The sequence below is a fragment of the Citrobacter sp. wls613 genome (assembly GCF_005281195.1).
GTDB classification, from domain to species: domain Bacteria; phylum Pseudomonadota; class Gammaproteobacteria; order Enterobacterales; family Enterobacteriaceae; genus Citrobacter; species Citrobacter gillenii.
In genome coordinates this window covers 1-15,776 of sequence record NZ_SZXN01000080.1, presented here as the reverse complement: position 1 = coordinate 15,776, position 15,776 = coordinate 1, and the positions used below count along the sequence as shown (strand labels likewise).

19 protein-coding genes are annotated in these 15,776 nt (G+C 51.6%); 14 read left to right on the top strand and 5 right to left on the bottom strand.

What is annotated here, in order from left to right; translation table 11 throughout:
* Nucleotides 1–14: 14 nt before the first annotated feature.
* The 3 genes from lptE to nadD are packed head-to-tail and all read left to right on the top strand — an operon-like array spanning nt 15 to nt 2,282.
* Nucleotides 15–608 carry an LPS assembly lipoprotein LptE gene (gene lptE / locus FDX01_RS19005; RefSeq protein ID WP_117342225.1) on the top strand — a complete coding sequence of 198 codons (594 nt, stop codon included), beginning with the start codon at nt 15–17 and terminating at the stop codon, nt 606–608.
* Nucleotides 608–1,639 (top strand): DNA polymerase III subunit delta, encoded by a 1,032-nt coding sequence (gene holA, locus FDX01_RS19000; protein ID WP_137400288.1) that lies wholly within the window; start codon nt 608–610, stop codon nt 1,637–1,639. Before lptE ends, holA begins: the two co-directional genes overlap by 1 nt.
* 1 nt (nt 1,640) lies before the next feature.
* Complete coding sequence (nadD, locus tag FDX01_RS18995; protein ID WP_096759450.1) at nt 1,641–2,282, top strand: nicotinate-nucleotide adenylyltransferase; 642 nt, start codon at nt 1,641–1,643, stop codon at nt 2,280–2,282.
* Here nadD and cobD read toward each other — a convergent pair.
* The gene (gene cobD / locus FDX01_RS18990; protein ID WP_137400287.1) at nt 2,257–3,351 is read right to left on the bottom strand and encodes a threonine-phosphate decarboxylase CobD; all 1,095 of its coding nucleotides are present in this window, start codon (nt 3,349–3,351) and stop codon (nt 2,257–2,259) included. The genes nadD and cobD overlap by 26 nt on opposite strands.
* A 96-nt stretch (nt 3,352–3,447) precedes the next feature.
* Here cobD and FDX01_RS18985 point away from each other — a divergent pair, with 96 nt between their 5' ends.
* The 10 genes from FDX01_RS18985 to lipA all read left to right on the top strand — a co-directional run bounded on the left by FDX01_RS18985 (nt 3,448) and on the right by lipA (nt 12,904).
* A complete protein-coding gene (locus FDX01_RS18985; protein WP_117342222.1) occupies nt 3,448–4,059 on the top strand; it encodes an adenosylcobalamin/alpha-ribazole phosphatase in 612 nt (203 codons plus the stop codon).
* 254 nt (nt 4,060–4,313) lie between these two features.
* The gene (gene rsfS, locus FDX01_RS18980) at nt 4,314–4,631 is read left to right on the top strand and encodes a ribosome silencing factor (RefSeq protein WP_096757898.1); all 318 of its coding nucleotides are present in this window, start codon (nt 4,314–4,316) and stop codon (nt 4,629–4,631) included.
* 3 nt (nt 4,632–4,634) lie between these two features.
* The gene (gene rlmH, locus FDX01_RS18975) at nt 4,635–5,102 is read left to right on the top strand and encodes a 23S rRNA (pseudouridine(1915)-N(3))-methyltransferase RlmH (protein ID WP_003022725.1); all 468 of its coding nucleotides are present in this window, start codon (nt 4,635–4,637) and stop codon (nt 5,100–5,102) included.
* Nucleotides 5,103–5,132: 30 nt separating this feature from the next.
* Nucleotides 5,133–7,034: a peptidoglycan DD-transpeptidase MrdA gene (gene mrdA / locus FDX01_RS18970; RefSeq protein ID WP_135912397.1), complete on the top strand. Its 1,902-nt coding sequence runs from the start codon at nt 5,133–5,135 to the stop codon at nt 7,032–7,034.
* Between the two features lie 2 nt (nt 7,035–7,036).
* Nucleotides 7,037–8,149, top strand: coding sequence for a peptidoglycan glycosyltransferase MrdB (gene mrdB / locus FDX01_RS18965; protein ID WP_096757900.1), 1,113 nt, complete (start codon nt 7,037–7,039; stop codon nt 8,147–8,149).
* A gap of 10 nt (nt 8,150–8,159) precedes the next feature.
* Nucleotides 8,160–9,251 (top strand): endolytic peptidoglycan transglycosylase RlpA, encoded by a 1,092-nt coding sequence (rlpA, locus tag FDX01_RS18960; RefSeq protein ID WP_137400286.1) that lies wholly within the window; start codon nt 8,160–8,162, stop codon nt 9,249–9,251.
* A gap of 142 nt (nt 9,252–9,393) precedes the next feature.
* Nucleotides 9,394–10,605 carry a D-alanyl-D-alanine carboxypeptidase DacA gene (dacA, locus tag FDX01_RS18955; RefSeq protein ID WP_096757902.1) on the top strand — a complete coding sequence of 404 codons (1,212 nt, stop codon included), beginning with the start codon at nt 9,394–9,396 and terminating at the stop codon, nt 10,603–10,605.
* Nucleotides 10,606–10,711: 106 nt separating this feature from the next.
* Nucleotides 10,712–10,975 (top strand): DUF493 family protein YbeD, encoded by a 264-nt coding sequence (gene ybeD / locus FDX01_RS18950; RefSeq protein WP_003022706.1) that lies wholly within the window; start codon nt 10,712–10,714, stop codon nt 10,973–10,975.
* A gap of 116 nt (nt 10,976–11,091) precedes the next feature.
* Entirely contained in the window at nt 11,092–11,733 is a 642-nt protein-coding gene (gene lipB, locus FDX01_RS18945; protein WP_137400285.1) for a lipoyl(octanoyl) transferase LipB, read from the top strand.
* 205 nt (nt 11,734–11,938) lie between these two features.
* Nucleotides 11,939–12,904 (top strand): lipoyl synthase, encoded by a 966-nt coding sequence (gene lipA, locus FDX01_RS18940; protein ID WP_049269752.1) that lies wholly within the window; start codon nt 11,939–11,941, stop codon nt 12,902–12,904.
* A gap of 97 nt (nt 12,905–13,001) precedes the next feature.
* Here lipA and tatE read toward each other — a convergent pair whose 3' ends face one another.
* Together tatE and FDX01_RS18930 are read right to left on the bottom strand one after the other, a co-directional pair.
* A complete protein-coding gene (tatE, locus tag FDX01_RS18935; RefSeq protein WP_045441030.1) occupies nt 13,002–13,205 on the bottom strand; it encodes a twin-arginine translocase subunit TatE in 204 nt (67 codons plus the stop codon).
* A 128-nt stretch (nt 13,206–13,333) separates the two neighbouring features.
* The gene (locus FDX01_RS18930; RefSeq protein WP_117342217.1) at nt 13,334–14,122 is read right to left on the bottom strand and encodes a deaminated glutathione amidase; all 789 of its coding nucleotides are present in this window, start codon (nt 14,120–14,122) and stop codon (nt 13,334–13,336) included.
* A gap of 90 nt (nt 14,123–14,212) precedes the next feature.
* Between FDX01_RS18930 and crcB the strand changes: the two genes are divergently transcribed.
* A complete protein-coding gene (gene crcB / locus FDX01_RS18925; protein ID WP_096757905.1) occupies nt 14,213–14,596 on the top strand; it encodes a fluoride efflux transporter CrcB in 384 nt (127 codons plus the stop codon).
* 51 nt (nt 14,597–14,647) lie between these two features.
* Here the strand turns inward: crcB and cspE are convergent, their stop codons facing one another.
* Nucleotides 14,648–14,857, bottom strand: a complete 210-nt coding sequence (gene cspE / locus FDX01_RS18920; protein WP_000034826.1) for a transcription antiterminator/RNA stability regulator CspE — start codon at nt 14,855–14,857, stop codon at nt 14,648–14,650.
* Nucleotides 14,858–15,045: 188 nt separating this feature from the next.
* Entirely contained in the window at nt 15,046–15,642 is a 597-nt protein-coding gene (pagP, locus tag FDX01_RS18915) for a lipid IV(A) palmitoyltransferase PagP (protein WP_349290587.1), read from the bottom strand.
* Nucleotides 15,643–15,776 lie beyond the last annotated feature (134 nt).

The following is a 15,776-nucleotide window of genomic DNA, read 5'->3' as shown; positions in this document are numbered from 1 at the left end:
GCGCGGGAGGAAGCGTGCGACATCTGACAACTCTGTTGTTATCCCTGGTGGTGCTGGTCACCGCTGGGTGTGGTTGGCATCTGCGTAGTACTACGCAGGTACCGCCCACAATGAAAACTATGATCCTGGACTCTGGCGATCCGAACGGCCCGTTAAGCCGCGCGGTACGCAACCAGTTACGTCTGAACGACATCGAACTGCTCGAAAGCGGTTCTATGCGTAAAGATGTGCCGTCCCTGCGTCTGGGCGGCGTGAGTATCTCGAAAGACACGGCATCGGTATTCCAAAACGGTCAAACCGCCGAATACCAGATGGTGATGACTGTCAAAGCTTCCGTTCTGATTCCGGGTCACGACATTTATCCGATTAGTGCCAAGGTCTATCGTTCGTTCTTTGATAACTCACAGGCTGCACTGGCGAAGGATAACGAGCAGGATATGATCATCAAAGAAATGTATGACAAAGCGGCCGAACAGTTGATTCGTAAGCTGCCAAGCATACATATTGCTGATACTCAGTCATCCAGTGATGACGTACAGCCTGCTGAGAATGAAACAGCCGCGCCAACGTCTTCTCAGGCGCGTGTTTCCACCACGCTGGGTAACTGATGCTCAAGTTGTACCCTGAACAACTCCGCGCACAGCTCAAAGAAGGGCTGCGCGCGGCGTACTTATTACTGGGCAACGATCCCCTCTTGTTGCAGGAAAGCCAGGATGCCGTCCGTCTGGCCGCCACTGTGCAAGAATTCGAAGAACACCACACGTTCACCCTCGATACCAGCACTGACTGGGGGGCTATTTTTTCCCTCTGCCAGGCCATGAGCCTATTTGCCAGCCGGCAGACATTACTTCTACAACTGCCTGAAAACGGCCCTAATGCCGCCATTAACGAACAACTCGCCACGCTGGTTACCCTGCTGCATGACGATCTACTGCTGATTGTTCGCGGCAACAAGCTGACCAAAGCACAGGAAAATGCCGCGTGGTATACCAGTCTGGCGAGCCATGCTGTTCAGGTGAGCTGCCAGACGCCAGAGCAGGCGCAGCTCCCTCGCTGGGTTGCCGCCAGAGCGAAACAAAGCAACCTGCAACTGGACGAAGCCGCCAATCAGCTATTATGTTATTGCTATGAAGGTAACCTATTAGCCCTGGCGCAGGCGCTGGAGCGGTTATCATTGCTGTGGCCTGATGGAAAACTCACGTTGCCTCGTGTGGAGCAAGCGGTTAACGATGCGGCGCACTTTACCCCCTTCCATTGGGTCGATGCGCTGTTGATGGGCAAAAGTAAACGCGCGCTACATATCCTGCAGCAACTGCGCCTTGAAGGCAGTGAGCCGGTTATTCTGCTGCGCACGATACAGCGTGAATTACTGTTACTGGTCAACCTGAAAAGGCAATCAGTCCACACACCATTACGCGCCTTGTTTGATAAGCATCGGGTATGGCAAAACCGCCGCGGCATGATGGGTGATGCACTAAACCGGCTGTCATCTGAGCAATTACGCCAGGCGGTACAGTTGTTAACGCGCACGGAAATTACGCTTAAACAAGATTATGGTCAGTCAGTATGGGCCGAGCTTGAGGGACTTTCTCTTCTGCTCTGCCATAAATCACTGGCAGATGTTTTTATTGATGGTTGATATGAAATCATTACAGGCTTTGTTCGGTGGCACCTTTGATCCGGTGCATTATGGTCATCTTAAACCCGTGGAAATTCTGGCTAATCTGATTGGCCTATCACGGGTGATTATCATGCCTAATAATGTGCCGCCGCATCGTGCGCAACCCGAAGCCTCCAGCGCACAGCGTAAACAGATGCTTGAGCTGGCAATTGCTGACAAGCCTTTGTTTATCCTGGATGAACGTGAGCTAAAACGAGATACGGCCTCTTACACCGCCCAAACTCTCAAGGAGTGGCGCGAGGAACAAGGGCCACTCGCGCCGCTGGCGTTTATTATTGGTCAGGACTCACTGCTCACCTTTCCTTCCTGGCACAATTCCGACACCATTCTGGACAATACCCATCTCATCGTCTGCCGACGACCGGGGTATCCGCTGGAGATGGCGCAGGCGCAGCACCAGCAGTGGCTCGAACGTCATCTGACTCATTCGCCAGATGACCTGCACCAGCTTCCTGCCGGGAAAATTTACCTGGCAGAAACCCCCTGGTTCAATATCTCCGCTACCCTTATCCGCGAACGACTGGAACACGGTGAGCCGTGTGACGATTTAATGCCAGACTCCGTGCTGGACTATATCAATCAGCAAGGGTTGTACCGCTAAGCGTGTAGCGTAATGCCGCCAGCAGGCGGTTGTTCTCTTCAGCGCCACGGACAGCCACCCGGTAGTAACGCGCATCCAGCCCCGGATAGTTAGCGCAACTGCGGATCAACACATGCTGTTCCAGCAATGATTTTTGCAAATCTAAACCCGGTCGATCGCAGCGTAACAAGCGATAATTTGCCCGTCCGGGATACACCGTCAGGCCAGGCAGATTTTGCAGTTGTTGATCGAATCGGCTCCCCTCATGCGCCAGCCATTCCCATGTCGCCTGCTGATAGACACTATCGTGGAGAATCATTTCGCCCGCCAGTGCGGCAAAGGCATTGATTGACCAGGGCATTTGCCGGCTGCGCAGGTGTGCTACCGCCTGCTCGTTGCTGTTAACCAGATATCCCAGGCGCAGGCCGGGTATCGCATAAAATTTGGTGAGTGAGCGCAAAACCCAGATGTGCGGATTCTCTTGCAACAGCGGAATAAACCCCTGTTCCCCGGCGATAAAATCGATAAACGCTTCATCGAGGATCAATGCGATCCCGAGCTGTTTACAACGCCGTGCTATCTCCTGCAACAGGTGATGTTCGGGCAACAGCCCGGTGGGATTGTTAGGTGTACACAGGAACAGGCAATCCAGCTCCGAGGTAAGTGCATCGAGAATCTCTCCGGTCAACTGCCAACCGTCCTCTTCGCGCAGCGCAAACTCGTGTATTGCGCATTCGCCCCATTGCAGTGCCCGGCGATATTCCGCAAATCCGGGAATGACGATCATCGCATGACGCGGCTTAAGACCATCAACCAACGTAAAGATCGACTCCGTCTCCCCGTTACCGGCGAGGATCCACGACGCAGGAACATGATGGTGCTCCGCCAGCGTGGCATGCAAATGGGCGTAATCCACATCCGGATAGCGCTCAGCACGGTCCAAATTGTCGATTAGTGCGCGTTTTAAGCTTGCCGGCATACCCAGCGGGTTAATATTCGCGCTAAAATCCAGCAATTGCCCAGGCGAGATGCCCAATAATGCGGCGGCTTCCCGGGTGTTACCGCCATGCGCGCTCTTTAATAAAGACATCGTGCCGCTCCAGTTTTAAAAGGGTATTTTATTGAAAAGTCACTGCGCAATCAGGGCAAATATCATGTTTTGTGCGAATAGCCTCACGAGGGAAAAATGAGACTCTGGTTAGTACGTCATGGAGAAACCGACGCCAACGTTGCCGGGTTATACAGCGGTCATGCCCCTACATCGCTCACTCAGCGGGGAATAACCCAAGCTGAAACACTGGCCGCACTATTACACAACGTTCCTTTCGACCACGTCCTCTGCAGCGAGCTTGAACGCGCGCGCCATACCACGCAGTTGCTCTTAGCAGGGCGCGACGTTCCACTGCGGATCATGCCCGAGCTTAATGAAATGTTCTTTGGCGACTGGGAAATGCGCCACCATCGCGATCTGGCGCGTGAGGACGCAGAAAACTATGCGCTGTGGTGTAACGACTGGCAGAATGCGACCCCCACCAACGGCGAAGGTTTTCAGGCATTTTCACAGCGAGTTGAGCGCTTCATTGCCCAACTTGCTGATTATAAAAATTCGCAGAACCTTCTGGTGGTCAGCCATCAGGGCGTACTCAGCGTGCTGATCGCCCGGCTCATGTCAATGCCCGCGGCATCAATGTGGCATTTCCGCGTTGAACAGGGGTGCTGGAGCGCAATTGATTTCTGCGACGATTTTGCGGTGCTGAAAGTGTTAAACAGCCGAGCCATCTGGCGCGAGGGGGAGTGAATACACGGTTTTTTCTGTCGAAGGGGCTCGCGCCCATTGACACCCCATGACAGGCTGCTATTCTCCGCAGCCTGACTTTTCCCGCCTTTCAGAGCTTTGCAGAAATTGTTTTACAAAAATGGCGATGCATTCTGTTGCGTGGGGTGGGATGATAGCGCACCTCAAAAGCGCTTTCGGAGACATTTGTCCCGATATCGCCTCTGGTTCAGGTATACTAACAAGCCTTTTTAACTCTTTTCACCCAGGGGGAACACTTGCAGGGTAAAGCACTTCAGGATTTTGTAATCGACAAAATTGATGACCTTAAAGGTCAAGACATCATCGCCTTAGACGTTCAGGGCAAATCCAGCATCACTGACTGCATGATTATCTGCACCGGCACATCCAGCCGCCATGTCATGTCTATCGCTGACCACGTTGTTCAGGAATCTCGCGCCGCTGGCCTGCTGCCGCTTGGCGTTGAAGGTGAGAACGTGGCCGACTGGATCGTCGTTGATCTCGGCGAGGTGATTGTCCACGTTTTACAGGAAGAAAGCCGTCGCCTGTATGAACTGGAAAAACTCTGGAGTTAATGCGTGAAGCTGCAACTTGTCGCTGTGGGTACGAAAATGCCTGACTGGGTGCAAACCGGTTTTACGGAGTATCTCCGTCGGTTTCCAAAAGACATGCCTTTTGAGCTTATCGAGATCCCGGCAGGAAAACGCGGCAAGAACGCGGATATTAAACGCATACTCGATAAAGAGGGTGAACAGATGCTGGCTGCCGCTGGCAAAAATCGCATCGTCACCCTTGATATCCCAGGAAAACCCTGGGACACGCCACAACTGGCAACCGAGCTGGAACGCTGGAAACTGGATGGTCGTGACGTCAGTCTGCTGATTGGCGGACCGGAAGGATTGTCTCCAGCCTGTAAGGCTGCCGCGGAGCAAAGCTGGTCACTCTCTGCATTAACCCTTCCCCATCCTCTTGTTCGGGTTCTGGTGGCAGAGAGTCTGTACAGAGCGTGGAGCATTACCACCAACCACCCTTATCACCGTGAGTGATCATTGAGTCTTGAGTAGATTAAGCAGCGGATGAAACTACAGAATTCTTTTCGCGACTATACGGCTGAGTCCGCGCTGTTTGTGCGTCGGGCGCTGGTTGCTTTTTTGGGGATTTTGCTGCTCACTGGCGTGCTGATCGCCAACCTGTATAACCTGCAAATCGTTCGTTTCACCGATTATCAGACCCGTTCAAACGAAAACCGCATCAAACTGGTGCCGATCGCCCCCAGTCGCGGCATCATTTATGACCGTAACGGCATCCCCCTGGCCCTCAACCGCACCATTTACCAGATAGAAATGATGCCTGAGAAGGTCGATAACGTTCAGCAAACGCTGGATGCGCTGCGGGAAGTGGTTGATCTCAATGACGACGATATTGCCGCCTTTAAAAAAGAACGAGCACGTTCCCACCGCTTTACGTCCATTCCGGTGAAAACCAATCTAACGGAAGTGCAGGTAGCACGCTTTGCCGTCAATCAATATCGTTTTCCCGGTGTGGAAGTCAAAGGCTATAAGCGCCGTTACTATCCCTACGGCTCTGCGCTAACTCACGTCATTGGTTACGTCTCAAAAATTAACGATAAAGACGTTGAACGCCTGGACAAAGACGGCAAGCTCGCCAACTACGCCGCTACCCACGATATCGGCAAGCTGGGTATTGAACGTTATTACGAAGACGTTCTGCATGGTCAGACCGGTTACGAAGAAGTTGAAGTCAACAACCGTGGTCGCGTGATTCGCCAATTGAAAGAAGTGGCGCCTCAGGCCGGGCACGATATCTATTTAACGCTGGATTTAAAGCTCCAGCAGTATATTGAAACCCTGCTGGCCGGCAGTCGTGCCGCCGTGGTGGTCACTGACCCGCGTACCGGCGGCGTGCTGGCGCTGGTTTCTATGCCCAGCTACGATCCCAACCTGTTTGTGGACGGTATCTCCAGCAAAGATTATGCAGGGTTGCTCAATGACCCCAATACCCCACTGGTTAACCGCGCGACGCAAGGTGTTTACCCCCCTGCCTCAACCGTTAAGCCTTACGTGGCGGTATCCGCACTAAGCGCGGGCGTGATTACCCGTAATACCGGGCTGTTCGATCCAGGCTGGTGGCAGTTGCCCGGTTCTGAAAAACGTTATCGCGACTGGAAAAAGTGGGGGCATGGTCATCTGAACATAACCCGCTCACTGGAGGAATCTGCGGATACGTTTTTCTACCAAATCGCCTATGATATGGGGATAGACCGTCTTTCAGAGTGGATGAGTAAATTCGGCTATGGCCATTATACGGGGATCGATCTGGCCGAAGAGCGAGCCGGTAATATGCCAACGCGTGAATGGAAGCAAAAACGGTTTAAAAAGCCATGGTACCAGGGTGATACTATTCCGGTGGGCATCGGTCAGGGGTACTGGACAGCAACCCCTATTCAGATGAGCAAATCGCTGATGATTCTTATCAACGACGGCGTGGTAAAAGTCCCGCATCTGCTGATGAGCACCACGGAAAACGGCAAGCAGGTGCCATGGGTTCAGCCGCATGAGCCGCCGGTGGGTGATATTCATTCCGGTTACTGGGAAATTGCCAAAGACGGTATGTACGGTGTTGCAAACCGTCCTAACGGTACCGCGCATAAATATTTTGCCGGTGCACCGTATAAAATTGCGGCAAAATCCGGTACCGCTCAGGTCTTCGGTCTGAAAGCCAATGAAACCTATAATGCGCATAAAATTGCCGAACGTTTACGCGACCATAAGCTGATGATCGCATTTGCGCCCTACGATAAACCCGAGGTCTCTGTCGCGATTATCCTCGAAAACGGCGGGGCCGGTGCGCCTGTAGGTACCATCATGCGCCAGATCCTTGACCATATTATGTTGGGCGACAACAACACCAATCTGCCTGCGGAAAACCCGGTGGCTGCCGCAGCTGAGGACCAATAATCGTGACGGATAATCCGAACAAAAAAACGTTCTGGGATAAAATTCACATCGATCCCACGATGTTGCTTATTTTGCTGGCACTGCTGGTTTACAGCTCGCTGGTTATCTGGAGCGCCAGCGGCCAGGATATTGGCATGATGGAGCGTAAGGTCGGCCAAATAGCCATGGGTCTGGTCATCATGGTGGTGATGGCGCAGATCCCTCCCAGGGTCTACGAAGGCTGGGCTCCCTATCTCTATATTGTCTGTATTATTCTGCTGGTAGCGGTAGATGCCTTTGGGGCCATTTCTAAAGGCGCACAGCGCTGGCTGGACCTCGGCATTGTGCGTTTTCAGCCGTCTGAAATTGCTAAAATTGCAGTCCCGCTGATGGTAGCACGCTTTATCAACCGTGATGTTTGTCCGCCGTCGCTGAAGAATACCGCTATCGCGCTGGTGTTGATTTTCATGCCTACGCTGCTGGTTGCCGCGCAACCTGACCTCGGGACCTCTATCCTTGTTGCCCTTTCCGGCCTGTTTGTGCTGTTCCTGTCGGGCTTAAGCTGGCGCTTAATCGGCGTGGCCGTGGTTCTGGTCGCCGCATTTATCCCGATACTGTGGTTCTTCTTGATGCATGATTACCAGCGTCAGCGCGTGATGATGCTTCTCGACCCTGAAACCGACCCACTGGGCGCGGGATATCACATTATTCAGTCTAAAATTGCTATTGGTTCCGGCGGTCTGAGCGGCAAAGGCTGGCTGCACGGTACGCAGTCACAGCTTGAATTTTTACCCGAACGCCACACCGACTTTATCTTTGCGGTGTTAGCCGAAGAGCTTGGGCTAGTAGGGATCTTAATTCTGCTGGCGCTGTACATTTTGCTGATTATGCGTGGGCTATGGATTGCCGCCCGAGCGCAAACCACTTTTGGTCGCGTCATGGCCGGTGGTTTAATGTTGATATTATTCGTTTATGTCTTCGTAAATATTGGTATGGTGAGCGGTATTCTGCCCGTAGTAGGGGTTCCACTCCCGCTGGTCAGTTACGGAGGCTCTGCACTGATTGTGCTGATGGCCGGGTTCGGGATTGTGATGTCGATCCACACCCATAGAAAAATGTTGTCGAAAAGCGTGTAAGGGGTACGCAATGCGTAAGCAGTGGCTTGGAATCTGCATCGCAGCAGGAATGCTCGCGGCGTGTTCGAATGATGATGGTCAGCAACAGGGTGCTGTCGCGCCGCAACCAGCGGTGTGTAATGGTCCGATTGTTGAAATCAGCGGAGCCGATCCGCGTTTTGAACCCCTGAACCCAACGGCTAATCAGGATTACCAGCGTGATGGTAAAAGCTACAAAATTGTTCAGGATCCCTCTCGCTTTAGCCAGGCCGGACTGGCCGCAATCTATGATGCGGAACCCGGCAGCAATTTAACCGCATCCGGTGAGGCATTTGATCCCATGCAGCTCACCGCTGCACATCCGACATTACCGGTTCCCAGCTACGCCCGAATTACCAACCTGGCAAACGGCAGGATGATCGTCGTACGGATTAACGATCGTGGTCCTTATGGCAACGATCGCGTGATTTCACTTTCACGCGCTGCGGCCGATCGTCTGAACACCTCGAACAATACGAAAGTGCGTATTGATCCGATAATCGTCGCGCAAGACGGTTCGTTGTCAGGCCCCGGTATGGCGTGTACGACGGTCGCAAAACAGACTTACGCCCTGCCGTCTCGTCCTGATTTAAGCGGGGGTAACACTATGCCTTCTGCACCGGACGCAAGCCAGCCGCAAGGCGATATTCGTCCTATCAGTAATTCAACGCTGAAAAGCGATGACGCTACCGGTGCGCCAGTTAACAGCAATGGTTTCCTTGGTGCGCCAACTACGCTCGCCGCAGGCGTGCTCGAAGGCAGCGAACCCACACCGGCTCCACAGCCCGTAACAACAGCGCCTGCAACAGTGTCAGCACCGGTATCTGCTCCGGCCGCTGCTACCCCCGTTGCTGCAACCAATGGCCGTTATGTCGTTCAGGTGGGTGCCGTCAGCGAGCAGGCCCGTGCGCAGCAGTACCAAAAACGACTGAGCCAGCAGTTTGGCGTGCCGGGCCGCGTGGTACAAAACGGTGCCGTATGGCGTATCCAGATGGGGCCGTTCACCAGCAAAGCGGAAGCCAGTACATTGCAGCAGCGCCTGCAATCCGAAGCGCAATTACAGTCCTTCATCACCGGCGTGTAGTAACGTAAAGCAGGCACCCGTTCTGTCAATTTCTGTCAATGACATTAACAAAGTCATGTGGAAAGTCGGATGCCTGTAAGTTACGCATTTGCTATAGTAGGGCACTTTTTTTACTTTCATCACGGACGTCGTAGTTCAGACCATGAAGACCACTTTTTCCGCTCGTTTCGTGCAGCGCATCGCGCTCACCGCGGCTCTCTGCGCAGCCTCTCTCTCTGCTGCCCATGCCGATGACCTGAATATTAAAACCATGATCCCGGGCGTTCCGCAGATCGACGCGGAGTCCTATATCCTGATTGATTACAATTCAGGCAAGGTTCTGGCCGAACAGAATGCGGACACTCGCCGCGACCCCGCTAGCCTGACCAAAATGATGACCAGCTATGTCATCGGTCAGGCCATGAAAGCCGGGAAATTTAAAGAAACCGATCTGGTCACCGTGGGCAATGACGCGTGGGCTACCGGTAACCCGGTGTTTAAAGGTTCATCGCTGATGTTCCTGAAACCGGGAATGCAGGTTCCCGTTTCACAATTGATCCGTGGTATTAACCTGCAATCCGGCAACGACGCTTGCGTGGCAATGGCTGACTTTGCTGCCGGTAGCCAGGATGCTTTCGTCGGCCTGATGAACAGCTATGTCAATGCGCTGGGACTGAAAAACACCCACTTCCAGACCGTCCACGGTCTGGATGCTGAAGGTCAGTACAGCTCAGCACGTGACATGGCGTTGATTGGTCAGGCGCTGATTCGCGACGTGCCTAACGAATACTCTATCTACCGAGAAAAAGAGTTCACTTTCAACGGCATTCGTCAGTTAAACCGTAACGGCCTGCTGTGGGATAACAGCCTGAATGTTGACGGGATTAAAACCGGTCACACCGATAAAGCGGGCTATAACCTGGTGGCATCCGCAACCGAAGGTCAGATGCGTCTGATCTCTGCCGTCATGGGCGGTCGTACCTATAAAGGTCGTGAAACCGAAAGCAAAAAGCTGCTGACCTGGGGCTTCCGTTTCTTTGAAACCGTGAACCCACTGAAGGTCGGCAAAGAATTTGCCTCTGAACCGGCCTGGTTTGGTAATACCGATCGTGCCTCGTTAGGTGTTGATAAAGATGTCTACCTGACCATTCCGCGCGGCCGTATGAAAGATCTGAAAGCGAGCTATGTGCTGAACACCACTGAACTGCACGCGCCGCTGCAGAAAAACCAGGTTGTCGGCACCATCAATTTCCAGCTCGATGGCAAAACCATTGAACAGCGCCCGCTGGTGGTCCTGCAGGAAATCCCTGAAGGCAACTTCTTTGGTAAAATCATTGATTACATTAAATTAATGTTCCATCACTGGTTTGGCTAAAAATTGAGCACTTGAAAGTGTGATTTACGTCCCCATATACTAGGTATCCAGATAACTCCCACTCAGCGTGGGAGTTATTATTTTTTGATGTAACGCCGGAGCTGACATGAAAACCAAACTTAACGAACTGCTTGAATTCCCTACTCCATTTACTTACAAAGTAATGGGGCAGGCGTTGCCGGAGTTGGTTGATCAGGTGGTTGAAGTGGTACAGCGCCATGCGCCTGGTGATTACTCTCCAACAGTAAAACCGAGCAGCAAAGGCAACTACCACTCGGTCTCTATCACCATCACTGCTACGCACATTGAGCAGGTTGAAACCCTGTACGAAGAATTAGGCAACATCGACATCGTACGTATGGTGCTGTAACAGCCTGTCGGTTACCCGTTGCATTCTGCTCGGGTAACCTCTCTCTCCTTCCCCTGTGATATACTTTCCCCTCTTTATATTCTCTACTCGATGTGAGTATCTACGGAGATACCGTTTTGTATCAGGATAAAATTCTTGTCCGCCAGCTCGGTCTTCAGCCTTACGAGCCCGTCTCTCAGGCCATGCACGAATTCACCGATACCCGCGATGAAAACAGTCATGATGAAATCTGGCTGGTAGAGCATTATCCGGTCTTCACTCAGGGGCAGGCAGGCAAAGCAGAACACGTTCTGGTGCCGGGTGATATCCCCGTTATTCAGAGCGATCGTGGCGGTCAGGTAACGTACCACGGCCCAGGGCAACAGGTGATGTATGTCCTGTTGAACCTCAAACGCCGAAAACTGGGCGTTCGCGAACTGGTCACGTTGCTGGAACTAACCGTGGTAAACACGCTTGCAGAAATGGGTATCGATGCACACCCACGAGCTGATGCGCCAGGCGTTTACGTCGGTGAAAAGAAAATCTGTTCGTTAGGGTTACGGATTCGTAGAGGATGTTCATTCCATGGCTTAGCGCTTAACGTGGATATGGATTTGTCGCCTTTCCTGCGCATCAACCCTTGCGGCTACGCCGGAATGGAGATGGCGAAAGTTTCACAGTGGGACAGTCATGCCACCACCGAAAGCGTTCGTCCTCGTTTGCTGGCAAACATATTATCGCTACTCGGTAACCCACCACACGAGTACGTCGCAGAATAAAAACGGGGCAGACATTGCCGCAGCATATGTTGTGGCAAATGGCACAAAACAACAACTATTTTACATTTTGCCAGCCTGTCAGGCTGCTTTCTGGCCCGTTTCAATGATATACTGCGTATCACTAATTCAAAAATAGTTGATAAATACAACATTCCCTTGAATTGAAACGCTTTCCTTCGTTATTCGCAACTGGAACACGCAAGCTATGAGTAAACCCATTGTGATGGAACGCGGTGTTAAATACCGCGATGCCGATAAGATGGCTCTTATCCCGGTAAAAAATGTGGCAACAGAGCGTGAAGCCCTGCTGCGTAAACCGGAATGGATGAAAATAAAACTGCCAGCGGACTCCACTCGCATCCAGGGCATCAAAGCGGCAATGCGCAAAAATGGCCTGCACTCTGTCTGCGAAGAAGCGTCCTGCCCTAACCTGGCTGAATGTTTCAATCACGGCACCGCAACCTTTATGATCCTCGGCGCGATTTGTACCCGCCGCTGCCCATTCTGTGACGTTGCCCACGGCCGTCCGGTTGCCCCGGATGCCAACGAACCGTTAAAACTGGCTCAAACTATTGCGGACATGGCGCTGCGCTATGTCGTCATCACCTCCGTCGATCGCGACGATCTGCGCGATGGCGGTGCTCAACACTTTGCGGACTGCATCACAGCTATCCGTGAGAAAAGCCCGTCGATTAAAATCGAAACGCTGGTACCTGACTTCCGTGGTCGAATGGACCGCGCGCTGGATATCCTCACCGCAACGCCGCCAGACGTGTTTAACCACAACCTTGAAAACGTACCGCGTATTTACCGCAATGTACGTCCGGGTGCAGATTACAACTGGTCACTGAAGCTTCTGGAGCGTTTCAAAGAAGCCCATCCGGAGATCCCAACCAAATCAGGTCTGATGGTGGGTCTGGGTGAAACCAACGCGGAAATCATTGAGGTCATGCGTGACCTGCGTCGTCATGGCGTTACCATGCTAACGCTGGGGCAGTATTTACAGCCAAGCCGTCACCATCTGCCGGTTCAGCGCTATGTTAGCCCGGATGAGTTCGATGAAATGAAAGCGGAAGCCATGGCGATGGGCTTTACCCATGCAGCTTGCGGTCCATTTGTACGTTCTTCATATCATGCAGACATGCAGGCAAAAGGGCTGGAAGTGAAGTGATCGCGTAATACTCACTTACATTTCAGCAATAAAAAAACCGGCAAATTGCCGGTTTTTTTCATGCAGAGTTTGCAGTACGAGCATCATGCTCCTGACATCACTCTTTATGAGAAAGCTTCTCAGCCTGAACGCTACCATCTGCATCTTTCTTCGCATCGGCATTTTCATCGTTCATCGCTTTCTTGAAGCCTTTAATTGCCGTTCCCAGGTCTCCACCCAGAGTACGTAACTTCTTGGTACCAAACAGCAGAACGACCAGTGCGGCAACCACCAGCAGTTTGGTAATACTAATCTCACCCATAGATACCTTCTTCACTTAAACCAGGCTGCATAAAGCGCCATATTAACCTGAGAATTTTAACGGCCTTTCGACGCGGGCACACAATAGCAATCTGTAACAAGGTGAATCAAGTCTTGTTTAAAAAAACGTCATAATAATTGCGGTGGCGCAAAGCGTCGGTTGCGTAACACCGGAAGTTGCGCCCTGACCTGTCGCACTCGCTCGGCAGAAACCTCAGTAACAATCAGCGCGGGTGTTTCTGCGGCAGCGGCAATCGTCACGCCAAACGGATCGATTATCCGGCTTTGACCAATATTCTTATTGCCACACTCACCGGCAGCAATCAGATAGCAGGTCGCATCCAACGCTCTGGCCGCCAGCAGCGTAGCCCAGTGATGTTCTTTTAGCGCACCGCGTACCCAGGCCGCAGGGAGTACCAGAATATCTGCCCCCTGCAAAGCATGTGCTAATGCCAGCTCAGGGAAGCGTAAATCGTAACAGGTCATCAAACCGACTTTAAGACCTTCCACGTCCAACAGCGGCGGTACGACATCGCCTGCATCAACATTACGCGACTCCTGAATCGAAAAAGCATCATAGAGATGTAATTTGGCGTAATGAGCCACAACCTGACCTCTTCGTAGCGCCACCAGCATGTTAAAAGCCCGTCCCGGCAGCGAGGGAACATGAATCGTCAGGATCGTTGTCATCTCATTCTGCACGCTTTCTCGCAGTAATCGCGTCAGAAATCCCCCTTCCAGCCATTGAGCAGATTTCACTGACAGGTCAGGGTCAAGATCGTCACGGGCCAGCAACGCTTCAGGTAAGACCAACAATGAGACGCCCTCGCCCGCGGCCTGGGACATCAATGATACGCACGTTTCGGCATTTTTCTCCCATGAGGGACCCACGGCGAATTGCCCTGCAGCAACGAACATACTCCCTCCTGAAAAAACGGTTAGGCTCGCCAATAATGATTATTCAGCGTTACACTCACACTATATACAATCAAATAGCAGGATTATGCAGTGTCACAACTCCTTTTAGCGGTTTTTATTGGCGGTGGTACAGGTAGCGTAGCCAGATGGCTGTTGAGTATGCGATTTAACCCCCTTCATCAAGCGATTCCCTTCGGCACGCTGGCTGCAAACTTAATTGGGGCGTTTATCATTGGTATGGGGCTGGCGTGGTTCAATCGCATGACCCACATTGACCCTATGTGGAAGGTATTGATTACGACAGGCTTTTGCGGCGGGCTGACCACCTTCTCAACATTCTCAGCAGAGGTAGTGTTTTTACTGCAAGACGGACGTTTTGGCTGGGCAATGGTGAACGTACTGATCAATCTGTTGGGGTCTTTTGCGATGACCGCCCTGGCGTTCTGGCTGGTTTCCGCTTCTTCGGCACACTGAAGATAAAAAAACCCGCAATTAAGCGGGTTTTGAATTCTTGCTGTCGTATGCTTACAGAGCGGTTACGTTTGCAGCAGAAGGGCCTTTGGCACCGTTAGTGATTTCGAACTCTACACGCTGACCTTCAGCCAGAGTTTTAAAACCATTGGTCTGGATTGCAGAGAAGTGTACGAACACATCTTTGCTGCCATCTTCCGGAGTAATGAAACCGAATCCTTTGGACTCATTAAACCACTTAACGTTACCTTTAATCTTAGACATCAAAATTACCTTTACATGAAAAATAGACACAAATGCTGTGTCGGGTATCAGTACAACAATTGTGGTGGACTTTGTCCAGTCGAACTTTGCCAAAAAGTGATAAATGTCGCGTTATTTTTGCAGTAACGTTCGTAACTAATTGTTTTTTAATGGTTTAGACTTAGCTACATAACAATACACATCGTTCATCAAAACTGGAAACGCATCCAGGCAAAATAGACATTCCCGTTATTATACGTACCAGGTATGTAGGTCATCTGAAATGTTGCTGGACCATAACCTATCGATGCCAGTGGCAGTATCACCGGCACAGGAATGTAGTTCCAGTTATCACGCGCGGTGAAACCGGCGGTAAAGCCCAGACCAGTATGGAAGTTATCATCGGCCAGCGGGCGCCAGGTTTTTTCCCAGCCATATCCTCCGATGGGTTCCCACTTATTGTAGGAATCCTTAAAGGCCATAATATACAGCCCGTGCCAGTTGCCTTTATCATCCCAACGGGACTGACCAAATCCTGCTCCCCAGGGGCGTTCATTGTAACGATCTGTTTTATCTTTATCGTAGGCAAATCGCGCATGCCAGGTAATGGCGGGCACGTACAGGTCATAATGCTCCGGCTGCTGCCAGGTTTCACTGACATTATCTGTGAAGGTATCAAACCAACCTTTATCTTCAGCTGTGGCCTGTGGAATAACAGCCAACTGAATAAAAACAAATGAAATAAACAGGAAATAGCGCTTCGCGACAATCACAACGTAATTACCATTCTGGGATTCTGCATTAATTGTAGCAAAGCCATCCTTAATGTTAACTTAACGAAAATGCTTAGGGTTAAAAATCAGAATATTCCCTTCGTATGCGCGTAGTTTATTTCCCTTATATTTCCGGTAATGCTGCCAACTTACTGATTTAGTGTATG